This is a genomic window from Microbacterium wangchenii (genome assembly GCF_004564355.1).
Lineage (GTDB): Bacteria > Actinomycetota > Actinomycetes > Actinomycetales > Microbacteriaceae > Microbacterium > Microbacterium wangchenii.
Genome location: NZ_CP038266.1, coordinates 2427361 through 2454021, shown reverse-complemented (window position 1 = coordinate 2454021; position 26661 = coordinate 2427361). Strand labels below are relative to the sequence as shown.

Sequence of the window (26661 nt, the reverse complement as noted above, 5' to 3'; positions counted from 1 at the left end):
GCGCAAGGGCGTCCAGTGCCGGCGCGTGCTCCGCGATCCGGGAGAATGGAAGCATGACGCTCGCGACGCCCCAGACCTTCGAACCCGATGGCCGCGCCATCCCCTTCGTCGACGAGGGCGAGGGGCCGGCGGTGGTGCTGCTGCCCGGCCGGGGGCTGAACATTTCCTACCTCGGCACGCTCGCCCACGTCCTGGTCGAAGAAGGCTTCCGCATCGTGCGGATCGGCTCCCGCACGCCGGTATCGGATGCCGCGGTCACGATGCACGACCTGGCGCAGGACGTCGTCGACGTACTCGATCAGCTGAGCCTGGACTCCGCGTGGATCGGCGGGCACGCGTTCGGCGGCGCGGTCGCCCGCACGGTCGCGCTGGATCACCCCGACCGCACCGAGGGGATCCTCCTGCTGGGTGTGGAGGGCGGCGAGCCGGTGGCCGCCGACGTCGCCGAGGCGCTGCAGGCCGCGTTCACGGATGCGGCGCCCCTGGAGGCCATGCCCGTTCTGGCCGGCGGCGGCGTCGATCCGACGTGGGCGTGGAACGTCTTCTCCCGCGCGCGCGCGAACGCCGTCGAGCCGATGCAGACGGCGGCCCTGGCCGCCACCGCGGAGGAGGAGTGGGTGCCGCTGGCCCCGAGCCTGCCGGTGCTGATCCTGCAGGGCACAGACGACCGCGTCACCGTGCCGGCGAACGGCGATCGGCTGCAGGCATCCGCCGCCGACCGGGCCAGCGCGGCGCGCATCGACGGGGGCGGCTACCTGTTCCCGATGACGCACCCGGGGGAGATCGGCATGCAGATCGAGGACTACCTCGCCTGGGACTGACCGTTCCCCCACACCGACCCCGGAGCCTGTGCACCGTCCGGAAGCCGTGACCGGGACGTGCGCGACCCTTATGCCCGGGGCGTTCTCACCCGCATAGTGGGGTGATGGCGCGCCCAGACCTCCGCTCGGCCGTGACCGACAGTGTCAGCGAGGCCGTCCAATCCCGCGCCTCCGTCGTGGCCGTGGGTCTTCCCGGGTCGGGGCGCCGGTGGCTGCTCGCCCGGGTCCGCGAACGATTCGAGCGCCGCGAGTGGAGCGTCATCGAGGTGCCCGGCGCGCGGGGACGCCCGCTGGAGTCCCTCGCACTCGCCGGCATCGCCGCATCCACGATTCCGGGTGCCGGGCCCTTGGCGGGGCTCGCCGCGACCGTCCAGGCGCTGTCGGCGCGGGCGGCGACAGGGCCCGCACTGCTGCTCCTGGAGGATGCCGACCTGCTCGATGAGACCTCCGCTGGTGTCATCGCCGCCGCGCTCTCGCAGCATGACATCACCGCGGTCGCCACGGTCCGGCCCCCCTTTCCCGGGGCGTCTGCGCTGGACGTGCTCACGGGCCGCGTGGAGACGACGGCGCTGTGGCTGCCCACGCTCCCGTTCGAGGATGTGCATCATCTCGTCGCGGATGCCCTCGGCGGGGATGTGCAGACGGATGCGGCGGGGCGCATCTACGCCCTGTCGGGCGGCCTGCCCGGCATCGCGCGCTCGATCGCCGTCGAGGCACGCCGCGAGGGGAGGCTGGTCTTCGACGGTTCCTCCTGGTCGGCCGGTGAGGACCTGTGGACCCCGGCGCTGGCCGTCGTCGTCGGACGCCTGACCCAGGGGCTCACCGACGAGGAGAAGGACGCGCTGCGCGTGCTCGCCGAGGCCGGGCCGACCGATGTCGAGTCGGTCCGCGACGTGGTGCCGTGGCATGTCGCGACCAGCCTGGACGATCGCGGACTGTTCCGCTTCGTCCAGGAGGAGGACCGCATGCTGGGTGCGCTGTTCCCGCCGCTGCTGGAGGACCACCTCCGGCACGACCCGCACGGGGTGCGGCGCCGACGTGCGGCGGAGGTCGCCGCCGCGGCTCTGCGGCGAAGCGCCCCCGGGCCGCACGACCTGCCTGCCCGCCCGCTCGTCCGCAGGCCCCTGCGCTGGTCGTCGTCCCCGGAAGCCGCCGCCATCCTCGGGCGAGTGCTGCGCGAGAACACCGCCGCGCGCGTCGCGCGCTGCCGCACCGAGTGGGAGACCGATCCGACGGATGCCACGGCCGTGCTGTACGTGCACGCCCTGCTCGACCACGCGGCGCCGCCCGACGAGATCGAGAGGGTTCTCGCCGCCGCACGCGCGCACCCGTCCGAACTCGACATGGTGCGTCTGGCCGGGTGGGAGGCGATGTATCGCGCGCTCGTGGCGGGCGATGTCGGTGCCGGCGCGGCCGTGCTCGCTCGCGCCGAGCAGGCGGTGCCACGCGCGGGTGCGGTCCTCGCCGCGATCGGGCAGCACATCGGACTGATCGCCGGGGCCGGGCAGGCCGCAGTACTGCCCGCCCTGCCCGAACCGGGACCGGCAGCGGCGACGGGGGAGGGCGACGCGCTCGGGCTGCCCGCGCTGACCGCTGTCGATGTGATCCGCATGGTGCGCGGGGAGATCCTCCTCGCCGGCGGGCGGGTGGACGATGCCGCCGCCGAGTTCTCCGGTGTGTCACCCACCGATCCGACCCGGTACGACCCCGACGCGCTCGTTCCCCTCGGTCAGCTGTGCGCCGGAGACATCGACGGGGCGATCGGTCGGGCGGCCCGTCAGCTCGACATCGCACGAGGGACGCTCGACCGCGCCCTGATCGAGCCGCACGGGTATGTCCTGGGGCTGGGGCTGCTCCTGCAGGGCCGGCTGTCGAGCCTGCGCGCCCAGCTCACCGGGCTCTTCGCCATCAACGCTCCCGCGCCGCTGCGACCGGCCTCTCGTGCCGGGCTGCTGACGCTGGCCACCCTGCTGTCGCTTCTGGAGCGGAACCACCGCAGCGCACGTTCGATGATCGCCCAGCTGGAGGGCGCCGCCGGCGGGCCGTTCCCCCTGACGGCGGCCGAACCGGCGTCCGCGGCGCTCGCCGTCGCCGAGGGGCAGCCGGCCGCTGCCGCGACCCAGCGTGCGTGGCGGCGGGTGGAGACCCTCATCGACGAGGGGCACTTCCTGGCCGCGGCCTTCGACGGTGCCTGGCTCATCGATCTCCACGTCGACGACGAGCGGGCCGCACGCCTGATCCAGGTGGCCAGGGCAGGCCAAGGTCTGATCCTGCCGGCCATCGCGGAATATCTGGAGAGTGCCGCGGCCCGCTCCCCGCGCGGTCTTCTGCGCAGCGCCGACCTGCTCCGCTCCCGCGGCCTCGTCCTGCACGCCACCCGCGCCCGCGCCCGGGCGATCGAGCTTCTCCGGGAGGCCGGCGACGCCGAGGCGGCCGCGTCGGCGTCGGCCGACCTGCGCCGGCTCGTCCGTGACTACGGCGATGACCTGCGGCTGCTCGCACCGGACGTGCTCGCCCCCGAGGCCCAGCTGACGGCGCGCGAACTCGAGGTGGCGCGTCTCATCGTCGAGGGACTCAGCAACCGGGAGGTGTCCCGACGGCTCGTGGTGAGCGAGCGCACCGTCGACAACCACGTCTACCGCATCTTCCGCAAGCTCGGCATCACCTCTCGCGACGAGCTCGCCTCGCTCCTCTGACCGGCCGCGGCTCCGCCGCATCCGTCGAATCCGCGTGCCGTGCACACCGCGCCCGCACCCGGTGCTCATCTCCCGCGCGGCAGTGCTGGTGCGTGCCCCTCCCGGTACTCCATCAGGTGCTCCCACCACGAAGCCGCCTCCCTCGCTGCGTTGAGATCTATGTCGCGAAAGACGCGGATCAGTCTCAGAACAGGAGGCGTGTGGGATGGTTGCGAGGGTCGCCGGCAACGTCCTCACGGTGCTCATCCCCGCGCACAATGAGGAAGACGCCCTCGGCCCCACCCTGCGGGCCCTCCAACGGCAGACGGCCGCTCCCGAGCGCGTCATCGTCGTGGCCGACAACTGTGACGACGGCACCGCCTCGGTCGCCGAGGACCTGGGTGCGGAGGTGATGTGCACCGTGGGGAACACCCACCGCAAGGCGGGCGCGCTCAACCAGGCGCTGGCCCGGCTCGAGGCGGCACCGCCCCGGTTCGTGATGGTCGTCGATGCCGACACGCGGCTGTCGCCCCGTTTCATCGAGACGGCGCTGCGTGAGGTCGCGCGTGATCCGCGGATGGGTGCCGTCAGCGGGCTGTTCGTCGGAGAGAAGCCGTCGGGCCTCCTCCAGCAGTTCCAGGCGAACGAGTACATCCGTTACCGGACCCAGATCGAATCGACCCACCGCGTCAGCGTCGTGACGGGCACGGCGTCGGTGTTCCGATACAGCGCTCTGCGGGACGTCGCCGCCCACCGCGGATCCGACATCCCCGGCACCGCCGGTGACGTGTACGACCGGTCGGCCATCATCGAGGACTCGGAGCTGACCCTCGCCCTCAAATCCTGTGGCTAAATGATGACGGCACCGGCCGCGTGCACGTGCACCACCGAGCTCATGCCGACGTGGGGCGACCTGCACCGTCAGCGGGTGCGCTGGTACAAGGGGATGCTGGACAACCTCCGCGAATACGGCGTGACGCGTGTCACCCTCCGCTACATCGGACAGCAGCTGATGATCGGCACCGGCATCATCACGATCGCGCTGCTGCTCGCCCTCACCGGCCTGGCGCTGACCAGCGGCACCTTCACAGTGCGGCCGTTCTGGCTCGTCATCGGATGATGCATCTTCGTGGTCGAACGCCTTGTGACGGTGTGGCCCGTCGGGGCAGAGGGCCGATGGGTGGCCGCAGCGGTGCTCCCCGAGATCGGATACGACATCGCCCTCCAGACGGCCTTCGTCCACGCCGCGATCCTCAGCGTGCTTCACCGGGACACGGCGTGGAACCACGTGACGCCGGCCCCGGCAGCCGTCTCGTCCGCCTGACGGACATCCGCACCGAAAGGAGATCCACCATGTACCAGTTGAACGCGACCAGCCTCGGCGTGCTCGCCACCACCGGAGCGACGGTGGCCCAAGGATGGGTGTCGGCCTGGACCCTCGTGGTCGCCGGGCTCGCCCTCCTCTCCATCTCGCGCGTCGTGCGCGTGCGTCAGGAGAAGGCCGCCGCAGCGGAGGAGTGAGGGCTGCGCCGGACCGTGTTTCGGGCAGGAGTGCGTATCCCGCGTTCAGGGGGCAGGATGGAAGAACCCACGACGGGAAGGCGCACGATGACCAAGACACACACCCGGCTGTCCACCGGAGCGAAGATCGGCGTCGGAGCCCTGGGCGTCGTGCAGGTGGCGTTCGCGTTCCTGGCGTTCTGGGATCTCGCGTTCCGCGACGCCGACGAGGTGCGCGGGCCCAAGCAGGCATGGATCCCCGCCATCCTGGTGAACTGGATCGGGCCGCTGGCCTACTTCAGCGTCGGCATCCGCCACCGCCGCTGAGCGTCGGGCGCGCCGCCGGGCGCCGCTTTGACACAATGGGGCGATGCGTACGGCGCGGCGGTGGCTCTCCGCGAACGTGCGCGTCTTCGCCCCCCGCGTGCTGATCGGCTGGCTGGGTGGCGTGGGGCTGGCGTACGCGGCCGCGAATGTCGCCGTCGCCGCGGCTTCGTTGAGCGCCGGACGGGTCGGGGTCACCCTGCTCTCGCGGCGCGGGGGCGGTGAGGTCCTCGGAGCGGTCCCCGCCCTCCCGCTCCTGCTCACGTCGATGCTGATGCTCGGCGCCGCCGTCTTCTGGATCCTGTGGCTCACCGTTCGCCGGTCGCCTGACCTGTGGGTCGTGGTCGGCGTGCCCACCGCGGCTCTCGTGATCGACCGGGCAGCCGCAGCGGTGCTCGTGATGCTGCAGCCCGAGGCGTCCGGATGGAGCGTCGCGGGGAGCGTCTTCAATCTCGTCGCGCTCACCGTCCTGGTCGTCGGGTTGAACGCGGGCGCGTGGGTGGGTTTGCGGGAGCTGCGGCCCGGTCAGCCCATTCCCCGTCGGCGAGCCACCGCCCCGACGTGGGATTCGTAGGGGTGCCGCGGACGGCTGCACGGGCGTGCGGGTGACAGGATCGAAGGATGACCGCAACACTCGTCGCCTCGAACCTTGCCGGCGGGTACGGCCACCGCACGCTCTTCGACTCCCTCGACCTGACCGTGGCACCCGGGGATGTCGTCGGAGTCGTCGGTGCGAACGGCGCCGGCAAGTCCACGCTGCTGCGACTGCTCGCGGGCATCGACGAGCCGCAGGCCGGCACCGTCTCGCTCACGCCGGCCGACGCCTTCGTGGGCTGGCTGCCGCAGGAGCACGAGCGCGTACCCGGGGAGACGGTCTCCGCCTACATCGCCCGCAGGACGGGGTGCGCGGAGGCGACGAGAGACATGGATGCCGCAGCCGCAGCGCTCGGCAATCCGTCTCTGGCTGAGCCCGGCGTCGATCCTTCCGATGCGTACTCCAGCGCCCTGGAGCGCTGGCTTGCCAGCGGTGCCGCAGACCTGGACGAGCGACTGCCCGTCGTGCTCGCCGACCTGGGCCTGGACCTCGGCGGTGCGCCGGAGAACGCCCTCATGACCTCGCTCTCGGGCGGCCAGGCGGCCCGCGTCGGCCTCGCCGCGCTGCTGCTCTCGCGCTTCGACATCGTGCTGCTGGACGAGCCCACCAACGATCTCGACCTGGACGGGCTCGAGCGCCTCGAGTCATTCGTGCGGGGACTGCGGGGCGGGGTGGTGCTCGTCAGCCATGACCGCGAGTTCCTCGCCCGGTGCGTGACGCGCGTGCTGGAGCTCGACCTCGCGCAGAGCGCCAACCGCGTCTTCGGCGGCGGCTACGACGCCTACCTGGAGGAGCGCGCGACCCTCCGGCGGCACGCGCGGGAGAAGTACGACGAGTTCGCGGAGAAGAAGGCCGATCTCGTCTCACGGGCGCGCACCCAGCGCGAATGGTCGAGCCAGGGTGTGCGCAACGCGATGCGGAAGGCTCCGGACAACGACAAGATCCGGCGCAGGGCCGCGACCGAGTCCAGCGAGAAGCAGGCCCAGAAGGTGCGGCAGATGGAGAGCCGTATCGCGCGCCTGGACGAGGTCGAGGAGCCCCGCAAGGAATGGCAGCTGGAGTTCACGATCGGTGCGGCGCCCCGTTCCAGCTCCGTGGTGTCGGCCCTCGGCGGCGCGGTCGTGCGGCAGGGGGACTTCACGCTGGGCCCCGTGTCGCTGCAGGTCAACGCGGGGGAGCGCATCGGTATCACCGGACCCAACGGCGCCGGCAAGTCGACGCTCCTGCGCGTGCTCCTGGGCAGGCAAGCGCCCGACGAGGGAACGGCGAGCCTCGGCGCGAGCGTGCAGATCGGCGAGATCGACCAGGCCCGCTCCCTGCTGGCCGGCTCCCAGCCCCTGGCCGCGGCGTTCGAGTCGCTCGTCCCGGAGATGGCATCCGGTGAGGTGCGCACGCTGCTGGCCAAGTTCGGGCTCAAGGCCGACCACGTGAACCGTCCGGTCGACGAGCTGTCACCGGGCGAGCGCACGCGCGCATCCCTCGCGCTGCTCCAGGCGCGCGGGGTCAACGTCCTGGTCCTGGACGAACCCACCAACCACCTCGACCTCCCCGCCATCGAGCAGCTCGAGCAGGCGCTGGAGTCCTACGAGGGAACGCTGCTGCTGGTCACCCATGACCGGCGGATGCTGGCGACGGTGCACACCGACCGGCACTGGCGGGTCGAGGACGGACGCGTCACCGAGGCGTAGACGGGGATGCGGCGCTTCAGCGCCCCTGCCGCTTCTTGAACGGCTTCGGCTGACCCTTCACGACCGGGGCGCGACCCCGGCCCTTGGACGCCTTGGCCTTGCCTCCGGCCGGAGCGACGGGCTTGGCCGCCGGCGGTGGCGCCGCCGCGATGCGCTCGGTCGCCTCGGCCAGCAGAAGGGTGCCGGCCTTGGTGAGCTGCGTCTTCCCCTTGCCGCGGGCGAAGAGGGGCTGGCCGACCTCCTCCTCCAGCTTCTCGATCGTGGAGTAGAGGGCGGCGAGCGGGATGCCCAGCTGTTCGGCCGCGCGCGGGAAGTGCAGTTCCTCCGCGACGGCGACGAACCGTCGGAGTGAGGTGATGTTCACTGTGCGCCTTCCCTCGCCCGCCGTGCGGGCTCATCCCAGGCTAGCCGGGGTCTGACGGGACCCCACGCGCTGCCGCCGTCGCGGCAGCTGCGCTGCATGCGTCCCGGGGTCGCTGCTCCCTGTCCCGTGGCCGTCGGGAGGTGCACAATGTCGGCATGAGCGAGGCATCGCCTTCCGATGACACGCCGCCCGAATCCGACGCCGTGCTCAGCCGCCGAGCACAGATCCTCGCCACCGAGCACTGGGGGCTGCTGGCCGCGCGCGGCACGGCGCAGAGCGAGGTGCTCACGCGCATCACGATCTTCCTCACGCTCGTGTCGGCGGGGCTCGTCACGATCGGGCTCCTGCGGCAGGCCTCCGAATTCGCGGGCGGATTCGCGACCGCGATGCTGGCGATCCTTGCCTTCCTGTGCCTCATCGGGTTCATGACGGTGGTGCGCGTGATGAACGTCGCCGAGGAGGACATGATGTACGTCGTCGCGATGAACCGGCTCCGCGGTGCGTATGTCGACCTCGATCCGGCGGTGCAGAAGTATCTCCTGGCTGCGAGCGCAGACGACCAGGACGGGATGAAGCAGACCTATTCGTTCCTCCGCCGCCGGGGACCGAGCGTGCTGATCGGGAGCTCGTCCATGCTGCTGTTCGCCGTCGAGGGCTGCGTCCTGGGGCTGTTCGCCGGCGCCCTGGTCACGGTGGGCGGGGGATCGGTCGGCTGGGCGCTGGGCGTGGGCGTCGTGGTCGGTCTCGCGCTGTTCGGTGGGCTCGTGTGGTACTCCGGCTACGGCTACGTGAGTGTGTGGCGCACGTACATCCCGCTGCGGCGCACCCGTGCGCCCCGGCCGTTCCTCCGGCCGGATCATTGAGACAGCGGCTGCCTGCGTGACATCGGCCGGCGCGGTCGTCGCGATAGAATCGGGAGGCCAGAAAGATTCAGGCTGGTGTGGTTATTCCAGCCCTCGGTCCTCCTGAGATGACGTCGCGCATCCGCGCGAACCCGTGGCGCCTGATCCATCAACGATGTGGACGGTGGCGCCGCGACCCCCGTCGGCTTCGTCGTCCCGGACAAAGGAACGGACGATGAGCAAGAAGCACATCTTTCTCTCTCAGGTCTTCATGACCTTCATCATGGCCGCCTGCATGTCGGGCATCATGGGCCTGATCTTCGCGGGGTTCTCCCTCGAGTGGCTGGCCGCGTGGCCGCTGCAGTTCCTCATCGCGTGGCCGATCGCGTTCGCCCTGACGATGGTCGCGTGGCCGGCGTCGATGAAGGCGGCTGCCGCGGTCCTGCGCCCGCGCGGCGGAGGCGGTCCGGCGAAGTCCGCCTGACGGCATCCGGCCCTTTCCGGCGTCGGAGGGCATCGTGATAATCGGTGCATGCCCCTTCTGGACCATCTCGGCATCACCGTCGAAGACCTCTCGCGCGGGATCGCGCAGTTCGACCCCGTGCTGCAGGCGCTCGGCTGCACGCGCTACGACGCCGACGGCTCGGTGTCGTGGTACCGGGAGGGGGAGACCGAGCTGATCCTCTTCCCCGCACGAGAGGAAGGCACCGGGCCGCACCGGCACGGCCGCGTGGGATGGCAGCATCTCGCGTTCGCCGTCGACTCCCGGGATGAGGTCGACCGCCTGCACGCGGTCGCCCTCGCCGCCGGCTGGTCAGCAGTGCGCGATCCCAAGGTGTACCCGCGCTTCTCGGAGCGCTACTACGCCTCGTTCGTGGAAGACGACGACGGGATCCGGATCGAGTTCATGCACCATCCGCCTCCAGCCGAGAGCTGATCAGATCGAGGCGTCGGTCTCGATGTCCTCGGCGAGGTCTTCGATCTTCTCCGGGCGCAGGTGCACGCCGGCTTCGTCCAGCCGCTCCGCCAGCACGTGCGTCACATCATCCTCCACGTGCCCATGACGGATCTCGTCGCGCACGTCCTCGGCGATGTGCTCGACCACCTCGGCGTCGTCGGCCTCCGAAGCCTCGAGGGGGTTCCCGTTCGATGTCATGGTTCGAGGGTGCACCCCGCCGTGTTCGACGCGATGCCCCTTGACGCCGCACCTCCGATCGGTCAGTGCTGAGGTCGCCACACGCACATGCGCAGAACTCAGGAAGATCGGTCGTCCGGGTGCGCCCGGGCGGCGCGCCGGCGGCGTTTCTCCTGAGTTCTGCGCATGCGGCGGCGCCGCGCCGGGGTCACTCCGGATCGGATGCGGCGGCGCCGGGAGCGGTCGCGGCGTCCTCGCGCGCGCTGGCGCGGTCGTCGCCGCGCTTGCGCGTGTAACGGGCGACGAGGAAGAGGGCCGAGCCGACCGCGATGTAGGCCAGGGCTCCCAGCCACACCGTCCACGACTGCTGCGTCAGCAGCACGATGCTGGCGATGATCGCCAGGATCGGCACGATCCGCGGCACCGTGAAGTGCGGATGGTCGACGGGATCCTTCTTCTTCAGCACCAGGACGCTGACGTTGGCCGAGAGGAACACCAGCAGCAGGAGCAGCACGGTCGTCTCGGCCAGGGTCGCGACATCGCCGATGAGGCTCAGCAGGATGGTGGCACCGGCCACGGCGAGGATCGACACCCACGGAGTGCGGCGCTTGGGCAGCACGCGCTCGAACATGCGGGGGAGAAGGCCCGCCGTGGCCAGCCCGTAGCTCACGCGGCTGGCCATGACCATGAACAGCAGCGCACCATTGGCGATGGCGACCAGGGCGATGAGTCCGAACAGCCAGTTCGGCACGCCCAGGCCGCTGGCGGCCACGACGTCCAGGAGCGGGCCGGTCGACTCGGCCAGGTCCGCCGGCGGCAGCACGATGACTGCGCCGATGGCGATGAGCAGGTAGACCACGGCCGCCGTGATGATGGCGCCGAACAGCGCGCGAGGGTAGGCCTTCGACGGGTTCTTGACCTCCTCGGCCATGTTCGCGGCCGCTTCGAAGCCGAGGAAGGAGAAGAACGCGACGATGGATGCGGCGAAGGCCCCCTGCAGCGGCGGCACGTCGGGGGCGAACTCGAAGATGCGCGCCGGCTCGCCGCTTCCGCTGCCCAGCACGATGGCCGCGATGACGATCACGATGACCAGTCCGGTCACCTCGATGACGGAGGCGACCAGGTTGGCTGCCAGCGATTCCCGCACGCCGCGGAGGTTGATCAGCGTCAGCAGGATGATGAAGACGATCGCCGTCGGGATCTGGGGGACGTCGATGAGCGCGCCGAGATAGTCGCCGGCGAACGCGTTCGCGAGGGCGGCTGCCGTCGTGATGCCCGAAGCCATCATGAGGAAGCCCACGAGGAACGACAGATAGGGGACGTTGAACGCGCGATCGACGTAACGGGCGGCGCCGCCGGCGTGCGGGTACTTCGTGATGAGCTCGGCGTACGTCCCCGCCGTCAGCAGCGCCACCACGAGCGCGATCAGCAGCGGCAGCCAGATGACACCACCCACATCGTCGGCCATCGTCCCGACGAGGGTGTAGATGCCCGCTCCAAGCGTGTCGCCGACGATGAAGGCGAAGAGGAGCGGCGTGCCGACAGCACGCTTCAGTCCCACCTTCGCACCCGGCGCGGGCGGTGCGATGTCTTTGGTCATCGCACCACTCCAGTGCCCGCAGTCCCGCTGTGCAAGCCCCTCCCGGAACAGAAGGAACGGTCCCCTAAAATGCGCGCGTCCGCGTCGTCGTGGTGTCGCGGGCCCCGCACTGCGCAGACGGGAGAAGCGCCCCCGCGGGGGCGCTTCTCCGGTACGGGCCGGGCAGAGCGCCGGTGGAGCGCGAGCCCTTTCACGAAGGGGTCGCGGAGCGGGGTGTGCTCGCCGATCCCGACGCTCGCTGCTCGTGGCGGCGTGCGCTCGTGTGTGCAATGATCACAACACCCACCGCGCAATCAGTGCAATAGCGCCGCGATCGACTAGTCGATCTGATCAGTTGTCTCCGCGCACGAAGAAGAGGATTGGACAGTATGAACGGCCTGGACGAGACCGACCGGCGGATCCTGCTCGCCCTCGACGACGACCCCCGCCTCCCCGTCGCACTCCTGGCACAGCGGCTCTCCTTGGCGCGCGGCACCGTGCACGCGCGGCTGGAGCGTCTCGCGTCCTCCGGTGTGCTCCGACCGCACAGCGCCCGCGTGCGACCGGCCGCGCTGGGGCGAGGTGTGGCCGCATCCATCCGCGTCGAACTCGACCAGCATTCGATCGCCGACGCCATCGAGGCGCTGCGCGGGGTGCCCGAGGTGCTCGAGTGCTTCGCGCCCGCCGGTGATACGGACCTGCTGCTGCGGGTGGTCGCGAAGAGCCCGGACGACCTGTACCGCGTGGCGGAGGTCATCCGCCTGTGCCCGGGTATCCTGCGGACGTCGACGAGCCTCTTCCTGCGTGAAGTGATCCCCTACCGGGTGAGTGAGCTGCTCAAGGCCGAGTGACAGGGGAGCGCGCGGGCCGGGGCAGGTTACGCGGGTCCGGCCCCGAGGGCAACCGTGTGCAGTGAGGGGGCGGCCGGACCTACCTTCGGCCCATGAGTGCAGACAACGCAGATCGCCGGGATGCCGTGCCACCCCGAGGCTCGGACCCCCGAGATGAGCCCCGGGTCGTGGCGGACGCGCAGCATGACACGCTCCACCGCGACGTTCTCGCTCGCGAGAAGGAGCGTTTCGGTGGTTTCAAGTTCGGCGCCGCGTTCTTCGGCTGGCTCACTGCGATGGGGGCCGCGGTCCTTCTCGCGGCGCTGGTCGCCGCGGTCGGAGCGGCCATCGGGGTCGGTTCCGGGACGTCGGTGGAGGAGGCGGCCGACGCCGCGGCCGAGAACAGCGATGCGGTCGGCATCGGCAGCGCCATCGTCCTGGCCGTGGTGCTGTTCATCGCCTACTTCGCCGGCGGATACGTCGCCGGCCGGATGGCTCGGTTCAGCGGAGCCAAGCAGGGCCTCGCCGTGTGGCTGTGGGCGATCGTGATCGCCGTGGTCGTGGCCGTCGTGTCGGCCATCGCGGGCAGCCAGTGGGACATCCTGGCGAACCTCGACGGCTTCCCGCGCATCCCGGTCACGCCCGAGTCAGCGACGGCGACCGGCATCCTGACGGCCGTGGGCGCGGCGATCGTGACGCTGGCGGGCGCGATCCTCGGCGGTATGGCGGGCATGCGCTATCACCGCAAGGTCGATCGCGTCGGACTCGAGCGGCCGTAGCGGTCGGGGCACTAACGTGCCGGCATGACCGCCCCGGCGCCCTACGTCTTCTTCCCCGGCGTCGCCGCCGACGCGCTGCGGTTCTACCGCGGCGTGTTCGGCGGCGAGCTCAGCCTGCACACCTTCGCCGACTTCGGCCGGGACGATGGACCCGGCGAAGCGATCGCGCACGGGATCCTGGCGGGCCCGGTCGACCTGTTCGCCGCGGATGCGGCGCAGGGCGAGCCGACGGTGGCCGTGCAGGGGATGCTGCTGTCACTGCTGGGCGCGGCTCCGGCGGGCACCCTCGAGGGGTGGTTCGCGGCGCTGTCGGAGGGGGGAACCGTGGTGGACCCTCTTCAGGCGCGCCCGTGGGGCGCCAGCGACGGAACCGTGCGGGATCGATACGGCCTGACGTGGCTGATCGGGTACGAGCCGGAATGAGCCGGCAGACCTAGCGCTCCTCCTCGTCGATGGCGAGGTAGGCGTCCAGCAGTTCGACGGCGGCACGGCCGTGCTCGCCGCCGGCGTCGGCCTCCGCGCGCAGTGTCTCCCACAGCTGCGCGACGTCCACCTGCGAGGGGGGTACGAGTGGGGCAGCGGGATCTGTCCGCAGGTGCACCACGCATGGACGCTCGGCGGCGAACGCCCGGGTCCACGCCTCCTCGACCTCATCCGGTGAGCCCGCGGTGACCCCGTCCAGCCCCAGCAGCCGGGCATAGGCGGCATAGTCCACCGCCGGCAGCTCCTGGCTCTCGCGGAACCTCGGCGCCGATTCCATCTCGCGCTGCTCCCAGCTGACCTCGGCGAGGTCGCGGTTGTCCAGCACGGCCACGACGAATCGCGGGTCGCGCCAGTCGCGCCACCGCGCCGCGACCGTGAGCATCTCGTTGAGCCCGGTCATCTGCATGCCGCCGTCGCCGGCGAGCACCAGCACCGGTCGGGCGGGGTCGCTGAGCTTGGCAGCGAGGCCGTAGGGCACGCCGCATCCCATGCTCGCGAGAGTCGAGGAGAGGTGCACGTCGACATCGGAGGGCACGACGAGCTGGCGCGCGTAGGCGTAAACGACACTCCCGACGTCCAGCGCCACCCGCATCCCGGAGGCGACGTGCGGTCGAAGCGCCCGCACGGCGTGCTCGGGATTGACGCCGCGCATGGGCACCTCGGCGCGGCGCGCGGCGATGCGGTGCCACCGGGCGACGCGGTCGCGGACGCGCTCGCCCCACGACGCATCCTGCGCCTGCGGGATGCGGGCGAGCAGGTGCACGAGGGCGTGGTGAGCATCGGAGACCACCGGCACCTCCACCGGGTAGCGGTTGCCGATCTGGGCGGGATCGATGTCGATCTGGACAGCCCTGGCCTGCCCGGGGGCCGGGTAGTACTCCGTCCAGGGATCGTTCGCCCCGACGATGAGCAGCGCGTCGCAGGCCTCCAGCACATCCGCGCTCGCGGTGGTGCCCAGGTGGCCGAGCGTCCCCGCGCACAGCGGGTGGGCCTCGTCGACGAAGGTCTTGCCGCGCAGACTGGTCACGATGGCCGCCCCCATCCGCTCGGCCAGGCGGGAGAGGACGTCCCGGCAGCCCCGCGCTCCCGCCCCGGCGAGGATCACTGGGCGCTCCGCGCCGGCCAGGACGTCGACGGCGCGTTGGAGCTGGTCGTCGGTGGCCGCAACCGATCCGCTTTCGAAAACGGCCGAGGTGTGCACCACGCCATGAGCGTGTCGCGGCGGATCGGCCGGGGCGACCTGCACGTCATGCGGAACGATGACGACGGCGGGCGCGCGCCGGGCCAGTGCGCTGCGGAACGCGCGGTCCACCAGCATGGGGATCTGGGCGGGATCGGACGCCTCGCCGAGGAACGCGCTCGCCACGTCGCCCATGAGTGCTCGCAGGTCGATCTCCTGCATGTACCCGGAGCCCAGGGCGCTGCGTCGCTGCTGTCCGACGATCGCCACGACGGGGACGTGGTCGAGTTTGGCGTCGTACAGGCCGTTCAGCAGGTGCACCGCCCCCGGACCCTGCGTGGACATGACCACGCCGACGCGCCCGGCGAACTTCGCCTCCCCGACGGCCATGAAGGCGGCGTTCTCCTCGTGCCGGGCCTGCACGAAGGCGATCTTCGGATCCGCGCGGCGCAGCGCGTCCATGACGCCGTTGATCCCGTCGCCGCTGTACCCGTAGACCCGCTCCACGCCCCACGCCCGAAGACGCTCCACGATGACGTCCGAGACCGTCGCCTGATCTGCGCTCATCCTGCCCTTTCGCTTCTTTCCGTATCGTCGATGAGATGGCGGCTGTGCAGCACCATGGCCAGCACCTGGCCGGCGTGCAGCGCCTCCATGCGGGTGGGGAAGGTGCGGCTGTGCCCCGGGCTCCCCTCCACGACCACGCGCCACGCGCCGTCCACGGCGCGGGTGTGCACATCCCGGGTGGTCACGGCAGGTCGGCGGAGATCTCCTCCACCGTCGCGCCGGTCGCCTCCGACGACATCGTCTGGGCGATGTCGGCCTGGCTGATGATGCCGACCAGGCGGTGGTCGTCGATGACGGGGATGCGGCGCACCTGCTCCTGCATGAGCTCCAGCACCGCCTCGATGGCGTCTTCGGCACGGGCCGTGATCACCGGACCCTCCGCGAGGGAACCGGCGGTCGTCCGTGCCGGATCGCCGCCCTGGGCGATGCACTTCACGACGATGTCGCGGTCGGTCAGCATGCCTTTGAGACGTTCGTCCTCCCCGCAGATGGGGAGGGCGCCGACGTCCAGGCCCGCCATCAACCGTGCCGCGTCGACGAGGGTGTCCTTCTCGCCGACGCACTGGGCGTTCGGCGACATGATGTCGCGTGCAGAGACCATTGTCCCGATCCTCTCTTGGGTAGGGGCTGACACGGTACGTCCGCCGCATGGCGCAGCGGTGAGGGGTTGACAGCGGCGCGGCGGCGTTGTGGGAACAGCTCAGACGAGATCCATGAGCGCAGAACCGAACACGACGGCGGCGCCCGCGAGGGTGAGGAGGCCTGCGACGAGGATGACGCCCACCACGAGCACGTTCCCCGCGATGGCGAGGAGACCCGCAGTCAGCGGCGAGAGCTCGCGGCGGGGAGAGGATGCGGTGGCGATGGCATGGGTCATGTCTTCGACGCTACGAAGCTTCCGCCGACGGGGCGTCGGCCCTCAGACCGATCCGCATCCGCCGTCAGGATGATGATGGTCGATCGGCTTCGGGCCTTCCCGCGGACGCGAATCTTATTCCGCGACGGACGCGATGACAAGAGCGCAGGCCCGATTCGTGACGAAGAGTCAGCATCCGGTTAGCTGGAGCGGTCACCGCGGGTGCCGCGCACACCGGCCGGCGCCCACCGACGAAAGAGAGAAAACCAATGCTCTGGACCATCCTCGGCCTCATCCTGGTCGGCCTCATCGCCGGCTTCATCGCTCGTGCCGTGATCCCCGGCAAGCAGAGCATGAGCATCGTGATGACCATCGTCCTCGGAATCGTCGGGTCGTTCGTGGGAGGTTTCCTCGGCTTCCTGATCTTCGGCGCCGACCCCGCCGGCGGCTTCCTGCAGCCGGCCGGCATCATCGGCTCGATCATCGGCGCGATCATCGTGCTCGCGATCTATGTCTTCGCGACTCGCCGCGGCGCGCGCACGCGGTGATCGACTGAGGTCACGCGGGCCAGGGTCCGCTGAGAACGTGACGACGGGGCTGTGCGATCCGCACAGCCCCGTCGTCGTGCGAGACTGCCTCGGTGGCTGACCTCGAGATGGCGCGCATCCCCGCGGGCAGTGTGCAACTGCACGACGCGCGGCGCCGTGTCCGATGGGACGTTGAGCTGGAACCGTTCGAGATCGGTGCGTTCCCGGTCACGCAGGAGCAGCTGGGGCAGGCGATCGGCGAGCCGGCGCCGCATCCGCACCGGCCCGCGGTCGAGGTCAGCTGGTTGCGAGCCATCCGCTTCTGCAACGCCGCGTCCGAGTGGGAGGGCTTGGACCCGGCCTACACGTTCGACGGTGAAGACGTGACGTGGCACGTGGATGCGGACGGGTACCGCCTGCCGACGGAGGCGGAGTGGGAGTACGCGTGCCGGGCCGGCTCGACCGGCCCGCACTACGGGCCGCTCGCCGAGATCGCCTGGACGAGCGCAGACGGAGTGAGCACTCCGCAGGACGTGGGGCTCAAGCTGCCGAACCTCAACGGCCTCTTCGACATGCTGGGCAATGTGTGGGAGTGGTGCTGGGATCTTCTCGACCCCGCACGCTACGACGATTACCGCGTCTTCCGCGGGGGCGGTTTCGCCGACGACGCGTGGAGCGTGCGCGCGGGCACCAGGCGCGGCGGGCCGCCTCGCGTGCGTCATGACGACGTCGGATTCCGAGTCGCCCGCGGAGGCTTCGCGACCGAGGGAGCCGCGCAGGGCTGGTCGGCGCGCGCCGACCGCGACCGGGCGGATGGTGCGGGAGGCCCCCTGCCGACGGGGTGGACCCCGCGTCGCTGACGTGCCGGTACGGTCAGCGTGCGGCGGTCAGCGGGCGGCCAGGGCGGCGAGGGCTTCGCCGGTCACGCGCTGCGTGGTCCACTCCTCCATCGGTGCCGCGCCCAGGGCGCGATAGAACGCGATCGAGGGGGCGTTCCAATCCAGCACGGTCCACTCCAGGCGGGAGTACCCGCGCTCGATGCACAGCGCCGCCAGGGAGGCCAGCAGGGCACTGCCGTATCCCGCCCCGCGCCGGTCGGGGTCGACGAACAGGTCTTCCAGCCAGATGCCGTGGCGCCCCGTCCACGTGGAGTACGTCAGGAACCACACCGCGATGCCCACGATGTCGCCCTCGCGCTCCACCACGTGCGCGAACACGCGCGGATCGGCGCCGAACAGCGACTCCCGAAGTGCCCCGACGGTGTTCTCCACCGCATCCGGCTCGCGTTCGTAGACCGCGAGGGCCACGATGCAGGCGAGGATGCCGGCTTCGTCGCCCGGTCGGGCCGGCCGCAGCACGGCCCCGTCGGCCAGGGTGCGGGCGTCCATCGGCTCAGCCTAGCGCTGGCCGGCGAGCGCTCCGGCGCGGTCGAGCAGCACGTGGAGCGCGGCATCCACGCTCTGCGCGATGACCGCTGCGGGGTCGCCGTCGAATCGGTGCAGGCCGGCATCCGTGCCATCGGGGTCGGACACTCCGATGTAGACGGTTCCGGGCTCGTGGCCGTCCTCGGGATCGGGGCCGCCGACGCCCGTGATGGAGACGGCCAGGTCGGCTTCCAGCAGCTGCCGGACTCCCCGGGCCATCTGCGTCGCGCACGCGGCGGAGCACGGATCGATGTCTGCGTCCACGCCCAGCGCGGTGTGCTTGGACGACACCTGATATGCCACGACGCCCCCTGCGAACCACTCCGAAGCGCCCTGCCCACGACCGATCGCCGAGCTGAGCGCACCGCAGCTGAGCGACTCGGCCACCGCGATCGTGACACCGCGCGCCGCCGCCACCTCTGCCAGTCGTTCCACCAGATCCATCGGAGCTCCTTCCCTCGCATCGAATCTAGAAAAGGCGCGGGCCGATCGCGTTCGGGATTGCGGTGACCCGAGCGTCCTGCTAACCCGCCGCCGCCCTGCGGTGCAGTGCGTAGCCCCACGTCGCCAGGCCCAGCAGCGGACCCCACAGCCAGAACGGCAGGACGAGGGCGATCGTCCAACTGGCCTCACCCAGCGGTGCGATGCCGCCCAGCGAATCGACGGCCAGTCCGACCCCGCCGAAGGTGAACAGCGCGGCCACCACGAGCGCCGGCGTCACAGCGAGGGGCACAGGGATCGGCGCGCCCCCGAGCGGCCCCATCCACCTCGGGAACCGCTCGCCCCAGGGGAGGATGAGACCGAGGGTCAGGATGCCGCCCAGGGCCATGGCGGTGCCCAGGGCCAGCCCCATGACCAACACACCCGCCCTCTCATCCGCGGGGAAGGAGGCCGGTGAACCCAGCAGCGGCCACGGCGTGAGCCAGCTCAGACGTGAGAACACGTAGGGGAGCGCGCAGGCGGCGGCGGCGATCGTGAGCGGGACGCGCCGGCGCAGGACCGCGCGCGCGAGCGGGCCGTCTCCCCACCCGCGCGTGGCGGCCAGCATCCACACCCCCGTGAAGGCGATCGCCGAGAGGGCGGAGCCGGCTTCGATGCCCCCGTCCTTCAGTGCCGAGGCGAACCGGACGGCGACATCGCCGATGGGGAAGAGCCCCGATGCCTGACCCACCATCGCCAGTGCGACGATCACGACGGCGATCCCGGTCGCCGCCCACGGATGGCGCCGGGCGAGCAGGATCAGGGCGGTGAGCACGGCGAGGGGGACAATCCCGACGAGGGCGTATCCGGCGAAGGCCAGGCTGGTGAACCCGAGGAACCCGAAGCCGGCGCTGATCGTGAGCACGGCGGCCACGACCGCGAGGACCCTGCCGCCGCGCACGGGCGGGGCGAGGTGCAGTGCGGCCAGGGCCATGCCGGCTGCTCCCAGGGCGAGCTCGAGACCGGCAGCGGCCGACGGGCCCAGTGCCGCGGCGATCGGCGCGGAGGAATCGACGCGGAAGGGGCTGGCCGCTGGGAAGGCGATCCAGGCCAGGGCTTGCGCGCCCAGCACAGCACTCACCGTGAACATGGCGGCGGTGAGGGCGATGGAGGGCCGCGTCGCCGCGCGGGGAGGAGAAGACGTGTCCATGCCCACGAGGGTCCTCCGTCGTGCGCCGTGGCGCCTCGCCCGCGGGGGCGGCACCGCTCACCCCCACGGGTGATCGTCAGCGCCCGGCGACTCCGTGCTCGTAGGCCCAGATGACGACATGGATGCGGTCGGGGAGCCCGAGCTTGGCGAGGATCGACTTCACGTGGGTCTTCACCGTGTTGGTGGTCAGATAAAGCCGCGCGCCGATCGCGTCGTTGGAGGCGCCCGCCGCCAGCAGAGCCACGACCTCCCGCTCACGGGGTGACAGTGCGCCCAGCGCTGCCTCGGCCCCGGACGGGTCACCAGGGCCGGTGCGCACGTACGACAGCAGCGACCGCGCCGCACGAGGGGCCACCACGGCGTCGCCGTCGGCCACGCGGCACACCGCCTCGACGATCTCCCGGCCCGGAGAGTCCTTGGTCAGGAAACCTGACGCACCGGCGCGGATGGCCGCGAACACGTACTCGTCGAGGTCGAACGTCGTGAGGATGAGGACGCTCGTGCGCGGGCTGACCTGCAGGATGGCGCGCGTGGCGTCGATGCCGTTCATCCGCGGCATCCGCACATCCATCACGACGACATCCGCCGGGTGCTGCCGGCACGCCTCCACCGCCTGCATCCCGTCGGCCGCCAGACCCACGACCTCGATCCGCGGATCATCGCCCAGCACGGTCGCCAGCGAGGTGCGGATGAGTTCCTGGTCGTCGACGACGAGGACGCGTACGGTCATCCCGCCACCGGCATCGTGGGGAACCGTGCCCGCACCCTCCACGCCGGCGAGCGATCGATCTCCAGCGTGCCGCCTGCTCGCGTGACCCGCTCGCGCATGCCGATGAGCCCGCGTCCGCTCCCGGTGCGGTTCGGTTCGAGAGGCCCGCTGCCGCCGTCATCGGCGATCTCGAGGGTGAGGTCTGCGGGCGACCAGCGGAGGGCGACCTGCACGCGCACGGGCGGGCGCACATGCCGTACGACATTGGTGAGAGCCTCCTGCACGGTCCGGTGCACGGCCAGTTCCGCGTCGCGCGCGAGCCGGCCCCGGTGCCCCGTCTCGATCAGCGAGATGGCCCGTCCGGGGCCGGCGGCACCGTCGACGAGGGCGGTCAGATCGTCGATGGCGGGGGAGGGGCTCAACGCGGCGGCATCGCCGCCCTCGCCCAGGACGTTCAGCAGCGCGCGCATGTCGCGCATGGACTCCCGTCCCGCGTCGGCGATCCGGGTGAGCGCCTGCGTCGAGGCGGCCGGATCGTGTCGGCCGGCGACGATGCCGGCCTCGGCCTGAGCGACCATCACCGTCATCGAGTGGGCCACGATGTCGTGCAGGTCGCGTGAGATGCTGCGCCGCTCAGCGGCGATCGCGTCCCGCACGTGCTCGGCCGCACGCTCGCTCGCGCGTTCGTCGCGGGCCCGCATGAGACGCCCCACCGCCCACACCGCCACCACCGCGGCGGTCAGGCCGGCGAAGGCGAGCAGGTCGACGAGGAGATCGTCGTGCAGCGGGCCGGCCGACACAACGACACGATGCGCCGCCACGATCAGGAGGGCGCCGGCCACTCCCAGTGCCAGCCCCGCCCTGCCCAGGGCCGCGTCCGGATCGCGTGCCGCGCCGAACACGATCAGGAGGTACGCCAGGCTCGAGGGCAGCATCGCTGCGGTGGTCGTGGCATCCAGCGGGAGGAATGCCAAGGCGAGCATGATGGCCGAGCCGGCGACCAGGGCGGAGCGGGTGCGGCGCGACCACAAGAGCGACGTCGCATGCAGCCCCGCGAAGAGCGCGATCGTCGCGGGCTCCGTCCACACCCACGGCTCGTCCGAGGCCTGCACGACCGCCGCCACGGTGACCGGGAGCAGGAACACCCCGAGCGCCAGGCTGCCGAGCACGTCCGGGCGCACGCGCCCGAGGCCCGACGTCGCCGCGCCCATGTGCGTCATGTCAGCAGTGTCGCAAGCGATCGCGGCCGCCGCATCCCCCGCGCGAGTGGCACTGCGCGGCCCGCCCCGACTCGCGGCGGGCGGTGGCGTCGGAAGGCGGCCAGTCCGTAGCATCGGGGCAGCATCCATCGTCGAGGGCGCAGCGCGATCCCCGACCGAGTCGGAGGACCACGCCGTGCCCGAATCCCCCGAGGTCGATGCGCTCGCCGCATTCCTCCGCGACACCCTGCGCGGCGCGCAGGTCGGCGACACCGACCTCGCGGAGTTCCGGGCGCTGAAGACCCGTGACCGCCCGCTCACGCAGGTGAGCGGCCACGTCGTCGCCGAGGTCCGCCGATACGGCAAGCACATCGCCCTGCTCACCGACGGCCCGGTACTGGTGATCAGCTTCGGCCGCGCCGGCTGGGCGACGTGGGCCGCCGGCTCCGGCGCGCCGGCCGATCCCACCGCCGAGGCGCCTCCCGTCATCGCCACGCTCGACTTCCCCGGCCGCGGTGTCCTGGCGCTGACGGATGCGGGACAGTGGCTCTCGCTCGGGCTGTCGGTCGTCGATGAACCCGCCGACGTGCCCGCGATCGCCAAGCTCGGGCCCGACCCGACGGCAGAGGACTGGTCGCGCGCCGACCTCGAGCGCGTTCTGGGAACGCGGCGCAAACAGGTCAAGGCGCTGCTGCAGGAGCAGGAGAGTCTCGCAGGCATCGGCAACGCCTACTCCGACGAGATCCTGTTCACCGCGCGGATCTCTCCGCTCGCGCACGCGGCCGATCTCACCCCGGATGACCGCGGGCGCCTGTACGACGCCATCCGTTCGGTGCTCGGCGAGGCCTTCGCCGACCGCCGCGGCGTGCCCCCCGACCGGCAGAAGGCCGAGAAGGTGGCATCGATGCGGGTGCACGGCCGCACCGGTGAGCCGTGCCCGCAGTGCGGGGGCGAGGTGGCGGACGTGCCTGGCTCCAAGGGGGCGGCCCAGTACTGCCCGCAGTGTCAGACCGGCGGGGTGCCCCAGCCGGTCTGAGGCCCGCCTGGGGGTCAGCCGGCCAGAGCGCGGTGCACCGACGCGACGGCGCTGGAGCCTTCGCCGACGGCGGCGGCCACCCGCTTCATCGAGCCGCGACGCACATCCCCGGCGGCGAAAACGCGGGGCACCGACGTTTCGAACGGGAGCGGCTCGCGGCCCAGGCGCATCCATGGGCCGTCCAGGCGCTCCTCGGGGATGTCGGTGCCCGTGCGCAGGAACCCGCCCGCGTCGCGGTCGAGCTCGTCGAGCCATCCGGTGGCCGGGTCGGCGCCGATGAAGCAGAACAGTCCGCGGGCATCCACCTCGCCGGCGGCGTCGATGCGCACGCGCTCGAGTGAGCCGTCGCCTTCCAGGGCGGTGATGTTGGCCCCTGTGAGCACCTCGATCGCCGGGTCCTCCTGCAGACGGTCGACCAGATATGCCGACATGCGCCGGCCGAGGTCGTCCCCGCGTACGACCAGGCGCACCGGCGAGCCGTGCGAGGAGAGGTACAGCGCCGCCTGGCCCGCGGAGTTCGCGCCGCCGACGACCACGACGGGCGAATCGACGACATGGCGAAGCTCGAACTGCGTCGCGGCGTAGTAGATCCCAGCCCCCTCGAATTCGTCCCAGCGAGCCAGGGGGAGGCGCCGGTAGGCGGCGCCGGAGGTGACGATGGCAGTGCGGGCGTGGATGACACGGCCGTCGGTCAGCGTGACCTCCAGGCCGTCCTCGCTCGAGCGCAGTCGCGCCGCTTCGCACGGCGCGTACACCCGCACGCCGAACTTCAGTGCCTGCAGGGACGCCTGACCGATGAGCTCTCCGCCGCTGACACCGAACGGGAAGCCGAGGAAGTTCTCGATGCGCGACGTCGCGGCGGCCTGCCCGCCGGGGGCGACCGCGTCCAGCAGGACCGTGCTGAGGCCCTCGGATGCGCCGTAGATGGCGGCGGCGAGGCCGGCCGGGCCGCCGCCGATCACGACGAGATCGACGACCTCATCGGAGTCGCCGCTGTAGCTGAGCCCGAGGCGGTCTGCCACCAGGCCTGGCGTCGCGCGCAGGATCGGCTCGCCCTGGATGAACGCGATCGGCAGGTCTTCCGGGGCCACGTCGTGGTGTTCGAAGGCGTACGGGTCACCGGGCTCGATCTCGAAGGCGGTGTGCACGAGGTCCAGCCGCTCGGCGAAGCGGCGCAGGGACTCGAAGTCCTTCGACGCCGGGGACCCGACGAACTTCAGGGTCAGGGCCGCGGGGCCCTTCCGCAGCGCTTCGCGCCGCTGCCACAGGGTGCGCAGCAGCAGGTCGCACAGTTCGTCGTCTTCGCTCATGACCTTGCGCAGCCCGGCGCGCGGAACCCGGTACACACGTCCCGCCCTGGATGCCCGTGCCGACAGGAACGCCCCCTGGCCGTTGAGCAGCCCGAGCTCGCCGGCGAACGTGCGCGCGCCGTTCACGGCGAGCACCGACTCGTCCAGCCACCACAGGCTGTCGCGCACAAGCTCGACCTCCGCCGTGTCGACGAGGATCAGGTCGTAGTCGCGTTCGCCCGAGCGGAAGAGGTAGTCGCCGGCTGCCACCTCCTCAGGCGTGCCGAAGAGGACGATGCGCTGCCACTGTTCGTCCGTCAGCGGCTGCGGCCCCGGCAGCGGCTGACCGACAGGTTCCGTCGATCCCACGGGGGAAGGCTACGCCCCCCGCGGGACCGACGGGCCCGGAATCGTCAGGTCGTCTGCCCGGAGTGTTCGCCCTCGGCGATCTCCTCCACGAGCTTGTCGTTGAAGGCGGGCAGGTCGTCCGGGGTGCGGCTGGAGACCAGGCCGGCATCCACCACCACCTCTTCGTCGACCCACGTGGCGCCGGCGTTGCGCAGATCGGTCTGCAGGCTCGGATAGCTGGTGAGCGTCCGGTCGTGCAGAACGTCGGCGTCGGCGAGGATCCACGCGCCGTGGCAGATGACGCCCACCGGCTTGTGCTGGGCGAAGAAGTCGCGGGCGAAGCCCACCGACGCCGTGTCCATGCGGAGGTGATCGGCGTTCACGACGCCACCGGGGAGGACGAGCGCGTCGAACTCCGCCGCATCCGCTGCGCCGGAGGCGAGGTCGACGGACTGCTCGTGGCCGTTCTTGCCCGTGACGCTGCCATCGGCCGGCGACACGAGGACGGCCGTCGCGCCGGCGCCGGTCACGGCCTCCCAGGGCGAGGTCAGTTCACTGTCCTCGAAGCCGTCGGTCAGCAGGAAGGCGACGCGCTTGCCGTTGAGGTCTTCGGTCATGATGCTCTCCTCACGTGTTCGTTCGGTGTCTCCACGCTAGGAAGAACGGCCGAGCCGCCGCCGGGGGTTGCGGCTGCGACGCGACCGCGCTACCTCGGAGTCAGTGCGCGATCGGAGCGTCGCCGCGCGGCGCAGCGGGATCGTCGGCCGGCTTGCGGATGAGGAAGGCGCCGAGGATCGTCGGCAGCGACAGCAGCGCGGCGATCAGGTACGCCGTCTGGGTGCCCTGCTCGTCGACCGTGCCGGCGGCTCCCGAGGCGGCGCTTGCCGAGGACATGACCGTGATCAGCAACGCGATCCCGGCCGCGCCGGCCACCTGCTGCACGGTGCCCACCACGGCGGAGCCGTAGGAGTAGAACCGCGGCTGGAGTGAGGCCAGCGACGCCGTGAACAGCGGGGTGAACGACATCGCCAGACCCAGCGACAGGATCGACTGCAGCACGACGATCAGCCAGATCGGGGTGGTCGCCCCGACCGTGGTGTACATCCACAGCATCCCGCTCGTGATGATGGAACCGGGGATCAGGAGCACGCGGGTGCCCCACCGGTCGTAGACGCGGCCGATCAGCGGGCCGGCGAAGCCCATCGCGAGCGAACCGGGCAGGATGATCAATCCCGTCTCCAGCGCCGAGACCCCCCGTACGTCCTGCAGATACAGCGGCAGGAGGGTGATCGCCCCGAAGAAGGCCATCGACATGATGCCCAGGTGCGCCACCGAGAGCGAGAAGTTCGTCGAGCGGAAGACCCGCAGATCCAGCAGCGCGGAGTCCGAGCGCTGCTTGACCAGCTGGCGCCACACGAACAGGGCGAGACCGACGGCACCGATGACGAGGGAGACCACGAGGGTCGTCGTGGACATCGCATCCGCCGCTGCCGCACCCGGTCCGGAATGCCCGCCCCCGCCGATCTGGCTCAGGCCGAAGACGAGGCCGCCGAACCCGAACGCCGACAGGATCACGGAGGGCACGTCGATCGGCGCCTTGCGCGTCTCGCCGAGGTTCGTGATCCACCGTGCGCCCACGAACAGCGCGACCAGGGCGATCGGCAGCATGATGCCGAAGTTCCAGTGCCAGCCCAGGGTGTCCAGGATGATGCCCGACATGGTGGGTCCGATGGCGGGAGCGAGGGCCATCACGATGCTGACGCGGCCCATCATCCGGCCGCGCTGGTGCGCCGGCACGATCGTCATGAGCGTCGTCATCAGCAGGGGCATCATGATCGCCGTGCCCGACGCCTGGATGACGCGTGCTGCAACGAGCGCGGGGAAGCCGGGGGAGAGGAAGGCGGCGAGCGTCCCCAGCGAGAACAGCGTCATCGCCGCGATGAACACCTGCCGCGTGGTGAATCGCTGCAGGAGGAACCCCGTGATGGGGATGACCACCGCCATCGTGAGCATGAAAGCCGTCGTCAGCCACTGCGCCGCAACAGCGGTGATGCCGAGGTCGACGATGAGGCTCGGGATCGCCACGCCCATCGTCGTCTCGTTGAGGATCGCGACGAACGCCGCCACGAGCAGGAGCCAGATGACGCGGCTCTCTTGCGGGGTGATCTCCGCGGGCGGCGCCGGAAGGCGGATGCTGTCGGTGTCAGTGGCGGCCACGGGTGCTCCTCGAGAGTTCTTGGGGAAAGCCAGGTCGCCAGCCCCGGCGGTGGCAAGCGACGAT

The 26661-nt window shown here is 71.3% G+C and carries 33 protein-coding genes; 18 read left to right on the top strand and 15 right to left on the bottom strand.

The genetic code is table 11. The annotated features are described in order from the left end of the window. The first annotated feature begins 53 nt into the window (after positions 1 to 53). The 9 genes from E4K62_RS11810 (at position 54) to E4K62_RS11775 (ending at position 7603) form a co-directional block, all read left to right on the top strand. A complete protein-coding gene (locus E4K62_RS11810) occupies positions 54 to 821 on the top strand; it encodes an alpha/beta fold hydrolase (RefSeq protein WP_135067664.1) in 768 nt (255 codons plus the stop codon). A gap of 104 nt (positions 822 to 925) precedes the next feature. After that, positions 926 to 3517 carry a helix-turn-helix transcriptional regulator gene (locus E4K62_RS11805; protein WP_135067662.1) on the top strand — a complete coding sequence of 864 codons (2592 nt, stop codon included), beginning with the start codon at positions 926 to 928 and terminating at the stop codon, positions 3515 to 3517. Positions 3518 to 3722: 205 nt separating this feature from the next. Continuing rightward, on the top strand, positions 3723 to 4349 hold the full coding sequence (locus E4K62_RS11800) for a glycosyltransferase family 2 protein (protein ID WP_135067660.1): 627 nt from the start codon (positions 3723 to 3725) through the stop codon (positions 4347 to 4349). Further along, complete coding sequence (locus E4K62_RS11795) at positions 4350 to 4616, top strand: hypothetical protein (protein ID WP_135067658.1); 267 nt, start codon at positions 4350 to 4352, stop codon at positions 4614 to 4616. Positions 4617 to 4625: 9 nt separating this feature from the next. Then, positions 4626 to 4820 (top strand): hypothetical protein, encoded by a 195-nt coding sequence (locus tag E4K62_RS11790; RefSeq protein ID WP_135067656.1) that lies wholly within the window; start codon positions 4626 to 4628, stop codon positions 4818 to 4820. 29 nt (positions 4821 to 4849) lie between these two features. Beyond that, on the top strand, positions 4850 to 5017 hold the full coding sequence (locus E4K62_RS18715) for a hypothetical protein (protein WP_167747781.1): 168 nt from the start codon (positions 4850 to 4852) through the stop codon (positions 5015 to 5017). 87 nt (positions 5018 to 5104) lie between these two features. Continuing rightward, complete coding sequence (locus E4K62_RS11785) at positions 5105 to 5323, top strand: PLDc N-terminal domain-containing protein (RefSeq protein ID WP_135067654.1); 219 nt, start codon at positions 5105 to 5107, stop codon at positions 5321 to 5323. A gap of 43 nt (positions 5324 to 5366) precedes the next feature. Further along, positions 5367 to 5894, top strand: a complete 528-nt coding sequence (locus E4K62_RS11780) for a hypothetical protein (protein WP_135067652.1) — start codon at positions 5367 to 5369, stop codon at positions 5892 to 5894. A gap of 47 nt (positions 5895 to 5941) precedes the next feature. Further along, entirely contained in the window at positions 5942 to 7603 is a 1662-nt protein-coding gene (locus E4K62_RS11775; RefSeq protein ID WP_135067650.1) for an ABC-F family ATP-binding cassette domain-containing protein, read from the top strand. 16 nt (positions 7604 to 7619) lie between these two features. Here E4K62_RS11775 and E4K62_RS11770 read toward each other — a convergent pair whose 3' ends face one another. Beyond that, positions 7620 to 7967 (bottom strand): LysR family transcriptional regulator, encoded by a 348-nt coding sequence (locus E4K62_RS11770; protein WP_135067648.1) that lies wholly within the window; start codon positions 7965 to 7967, stop codon positions 7620 to 7622. Positions 7968 to 8122: 155 nt separating this feature from the next. On the opposite strand from E4K62_RS11770, the gene E4K62_RS11765 reads away from it, so the two are divergent. The 3 genes from E4K62_RS11765 to E4K62_RS11755 all read left to right on the top strand — a co-directional run bounded on the left by E4K62_RS11765 (position 8123) and on the right by E4K62_RS11755 (position 9746). Beyond that, complete coding sequence (locus tag E4K62_RS11765) at positions 8123 to 8830, top strand: hypothetical protein (RefSeq protein ID WP_135067646.1); 708 nt, start codon at positions 8123 to 8125, stop codon at positions 8828 to 8830. A 214-nt stretch (positions 8831 to 9044) separates the two neighbouring features. Then, a complete protein-coding gene (locus E4K62_RS11760) occupies positions 9045 to 9293 on the top strand; it encodes a DUF2798 domain-containing protein (protein WP_135067644.1) in 249 nt (82 codons plus the stop codon). A gap of 48 nt (positions 9294 to 9341) precedes the next feature. Beyond that, on the top strand, positions 9342 to 9746 hold the full coding sequence (locus tag E4K62_RS11755; RefSeq protein WP_135067642.1) for a VOC family protein: 405 nt from the start codon (positions 9342 to 9344) through the stop codon (positions 9744 to 9746). Here the strand turns inward: E4K62_RS11755 and E4K62_RS11750 are convergent, their stop codons facing one another. After that, complete coding sequence (locus E4K62_RS11750) at positions 9747 to 9965, bottom strand: hypothetical protein (RefSeq protein ID WP_135067640.1); 219 nt, start codon at positions 9963 to 9965, stop codon at positions 9747 to 9749. Between the two features lie 187 nt (positions 9966 to 10152). Next, complete coding sequence (locus E4K62_RS11745) at positions 10153 to 11544, bottom strand: APC family permease (RefSeq protein ID WP_135067638.1); 1392 nt, start codon at positions 11542 to 11544, stop codon at positions 10153 to 10155. A 368-nt stretch (positions 11545 to 11912) separates the two neighbouring features. Here E4K62_RS11745 and E4K62_RS11740 point away from each other — a divergent pair, with 368 nt between their 5' ends. The 3 genes from E4K62_RS11740 to E4K62_RS11730 all read left to right on the top strand — a co-directional run bounded on the left by E4K62_RS11740 (position 11913) and on the right by E4K62_RS11730 (position 13555). Next, complete coding sequence (locus E4K62_RS11740) at positions 11913 to 12374, top strand: Lrp/AsnC family transcriptional regulator (protein WP_135067636.1); 462 nt, start codon at positions 11913 to 11915, stop codon at positions 12372 to 12374. Between the two features lie 167 nt (positions 12375 to 12541). Continuing rightward, positions 12542 to 13132 carry a hypothetical protein gene (locus E4K62_RS11735; protein WP_308195157.1) on the top strand — a complete coding sequence of 197 codons (591 nt, stop codon included), beginning with the start codon at positions 12542 to 12544 and terminating at the stop codon, positions 13130 to 13132. Positions 13133 to 13156: 24 nt separating this feature from the next. After that, the gene (locus E4K62_RS11730; RefSeq protein WP_135067632.1) at positions 13157 to 13555 is read left to right on the top strand and encodes a VOC family protein; all 399 of its coding nucleotides are present in this window, start codon (positions 13157 to 13159) and stop codon (positions 13553 to 13555) included. A 10-nt stretch (positions 13556 to 13565) separates the two neighbouring features. Here E4K62_RS11730 and E4K62_RS11725 read toward each other — a convergent pair whose 3' ends face one another. The 4 genes from E4K62_RS11725 to E4K62_RS18710 form a co-directional block, all read right to left on the bottom strand. Further along, entirely contained in the window at positions 13566 to 15362 is a 1797-nt protein-coding gene (locus E4K62_RS11725) for a thiamine pyrophosphate-requiring protein (RefSeq protein WP_135067630.1), read from the bottom strand. Further along, a complete protein-coding gene (locus E4K62_RS11720) occupies positions 15359 to 15547 on the bottom strand; it encodes a hypothetical protein (protein ID WP_135067628.1) in 189 nt (62 codons plus the stop codon). The genes E4K62_RS11725 and E4K62_RS11720 overlap by 4 nt, the downstream gene beginning before the upstream one ends. After that, a complete protein-coding gene (locus tag E4K62_RS11715) occupies positions 15544 to 15963 on the bottom strand; it encodes a CBS domain-containing protein (protein ID WP_135067626.1) in 420 nt (139 codons plus the stop codon). The genes E4K62_RS11720 and E4K62_RS11715 overlap by 4 nt, the downstream gene beginning before the upstream one ends. Positions 15964 to 16062: 99 nt before the next feature. Beyond that, positions 16063 to 16239 (bottom strand): hypothetical protein, encoded by a 177-nt coding sequence (locus E4K62_RS18710; protein WP_167747780.1) that lies wholly within the window; start codon positions 16237 to 16239, stop codon positions 16063 to 16065. 248 nt (positions 16240 to 16487) lie between these two features. Here E4K62_RS18710 and E4K62_RS11710 point away from each other — a divergent pair, with 248 nt between their 5' ends. After that, a complete protein-coding gene (locus E4K62_RS11710; RefSeq protein ID WP_135067624.1) occupies positions 16488 to 16766 on the top strand; it encodes a GlsB/YeaQ/YmgE family stress response membrane protein in 279 nt (92 codons plus the stop codon). Between the two features lie 92 nt (positions 16767 to 16858). After that, on the top strand, positions 16859 to 17605 hold the full coding sequence (locus tag E4K62_RS11705) for a formylglycine-generating enzyme family protein (RefSeq protein ID WP_187270457.1): 747 nt from the start codon (positions 16859 to 16861) through the stop codon (positions 17603 to 17605). Between the two features lie 27 nt (positions 17606 to 17632). Here E4K62_RS11705 and E4K62_RS11700 read toward each other — a convergent pair whose 3' ends face one another. The 5 genes from E4K62_RS11700 to E4K62_RS11680 all read right to left on the bottom strand — a co-directional run bounded on the left by E4K62_RS11700 (position 17633) and on the right by E4K62_RS11680 (position 21728). After that, positions 17633 to 18133 (bottom strand): GNAT family N-acetyltransferase, encoded by a 501-nt coding sequence (locus tag E4K62_RS11700; protein WP_187270456.1) that lies wholly within the window; start codon positions 18131 to 18133, stop codon positions 17633 to 17635. Between the two features lie 9 nt (positions 18134 to 18142). Then, positions 18143 to 18613 carry a CinA family protein gene (locus E4K62_RS11695; RefSeq protein WP_135067622.1) on the bottom strand — a complete coding sequence of 157 codons (471 nt, stop codon included), beginning with the start codon at positions 18611 to 18613 and terminating at the stop codon, positions 18143 to 18145. A gap of 79 nt (positions 18614 to 18692) precedes the next feature. Next, entirely contained in the window at positions 18693 to 19799 is a 1107-nt protein-coding gene (locus tag E4K62_RS11690; RefSeq protein WP_135067620.1) for a hypothetical protein, read from the bottom strand. 76 nt (positions 19800 to 19875) lie between these two features. Next, on the bottom strand, positions 19876 to 20529 hold the full coding sequence (locus tag E4K62_RS11685; RefSeq protein WP_135067618.1) for a response regulator transcription factor: 654 nt from the start codon (positions 20527 to 20529) through the stop codon (positions 19876 to 19878). Further along, a complete protein-coding gene (locus E4K62_RS11680; protein ID WP_167747779.1) occupies positions 20526 to 21728 on the bottom strand; it encodes a sensor histidine kinase in 1203 nt (400 codons plus the stop codon). Before E4K62_RS11680 ends, E4K62_RS11685 begins: the two co-directional genes overlap by 4 nt. A gap of 175 nt (positions 21729 to 21903) precedes the next feature. On the opposite strand from E4K62_RS11680, the gene E4K62_RS11675 reads away from it, so the two are divergent. Beyond that, positions 21904 to 22743, top strand: coding sequence for a DNA-formamidopyrimidine glycosylase family protein (locus tag E4K62_RS11675; protein ID WP_135067614.1), 840 nt, complete (start codon positions 21904 to 21906; stop codon positions 22741 to 22743). A 14-nt stretch (positions 22744 to 22757) separates the two neighbouring features. Here the strand turns inward: E4K62_RS11675 and E4K62_RS11670 are convergent, their stop codons facing one another. The 3 genes from E4K62_RS11670 to E4K62_RS11660 all read right to left on the bottom strand — a co-directional run bounded on the left by E4K62_RS11670 (position 22758) and on the right by E4K62_RS11660 (position 26597). Next, the gene (locus E4K62_RS11670; RefSeq protein WP_187270455.1) at positions 22758 to 24401 is read right to left on the bottom strand and encodes an FAD-dependent oxidoreductase; all 1644 of its coding nucleotides are present in this window, start codon (positions 24399 to 24401) and stop codon (positions 22758 to 22760) included. A 44-nt stretch (positions 24402 to 24445) separates the two neighbouring features. Further along, complete coding sequence (locus E4K62_RS11665) at positions 24446 to 24997, bottom strand: type 1 glutamine amidotransferase domain-containing protein (protein ID WP_135067612.1); 552 nt, start codon at positions 24995 to 24997, stop codon at positions 24446 to 24448. 100 nt (positions 24998 to 25097) lie between these two features. Then, positions 25098 to 26597, bottom strand: a complete 1500-nt coding sequence (locus E4K62_RS11660) for an MDR family MFS transporter (RefSeq protein ID WP_135067610.1) — start codon at positions 26595 to 26597, stop codon at positions 25098 to 25100. Positions 26598 to 26661: the final 64 nt, after the last annotated feature.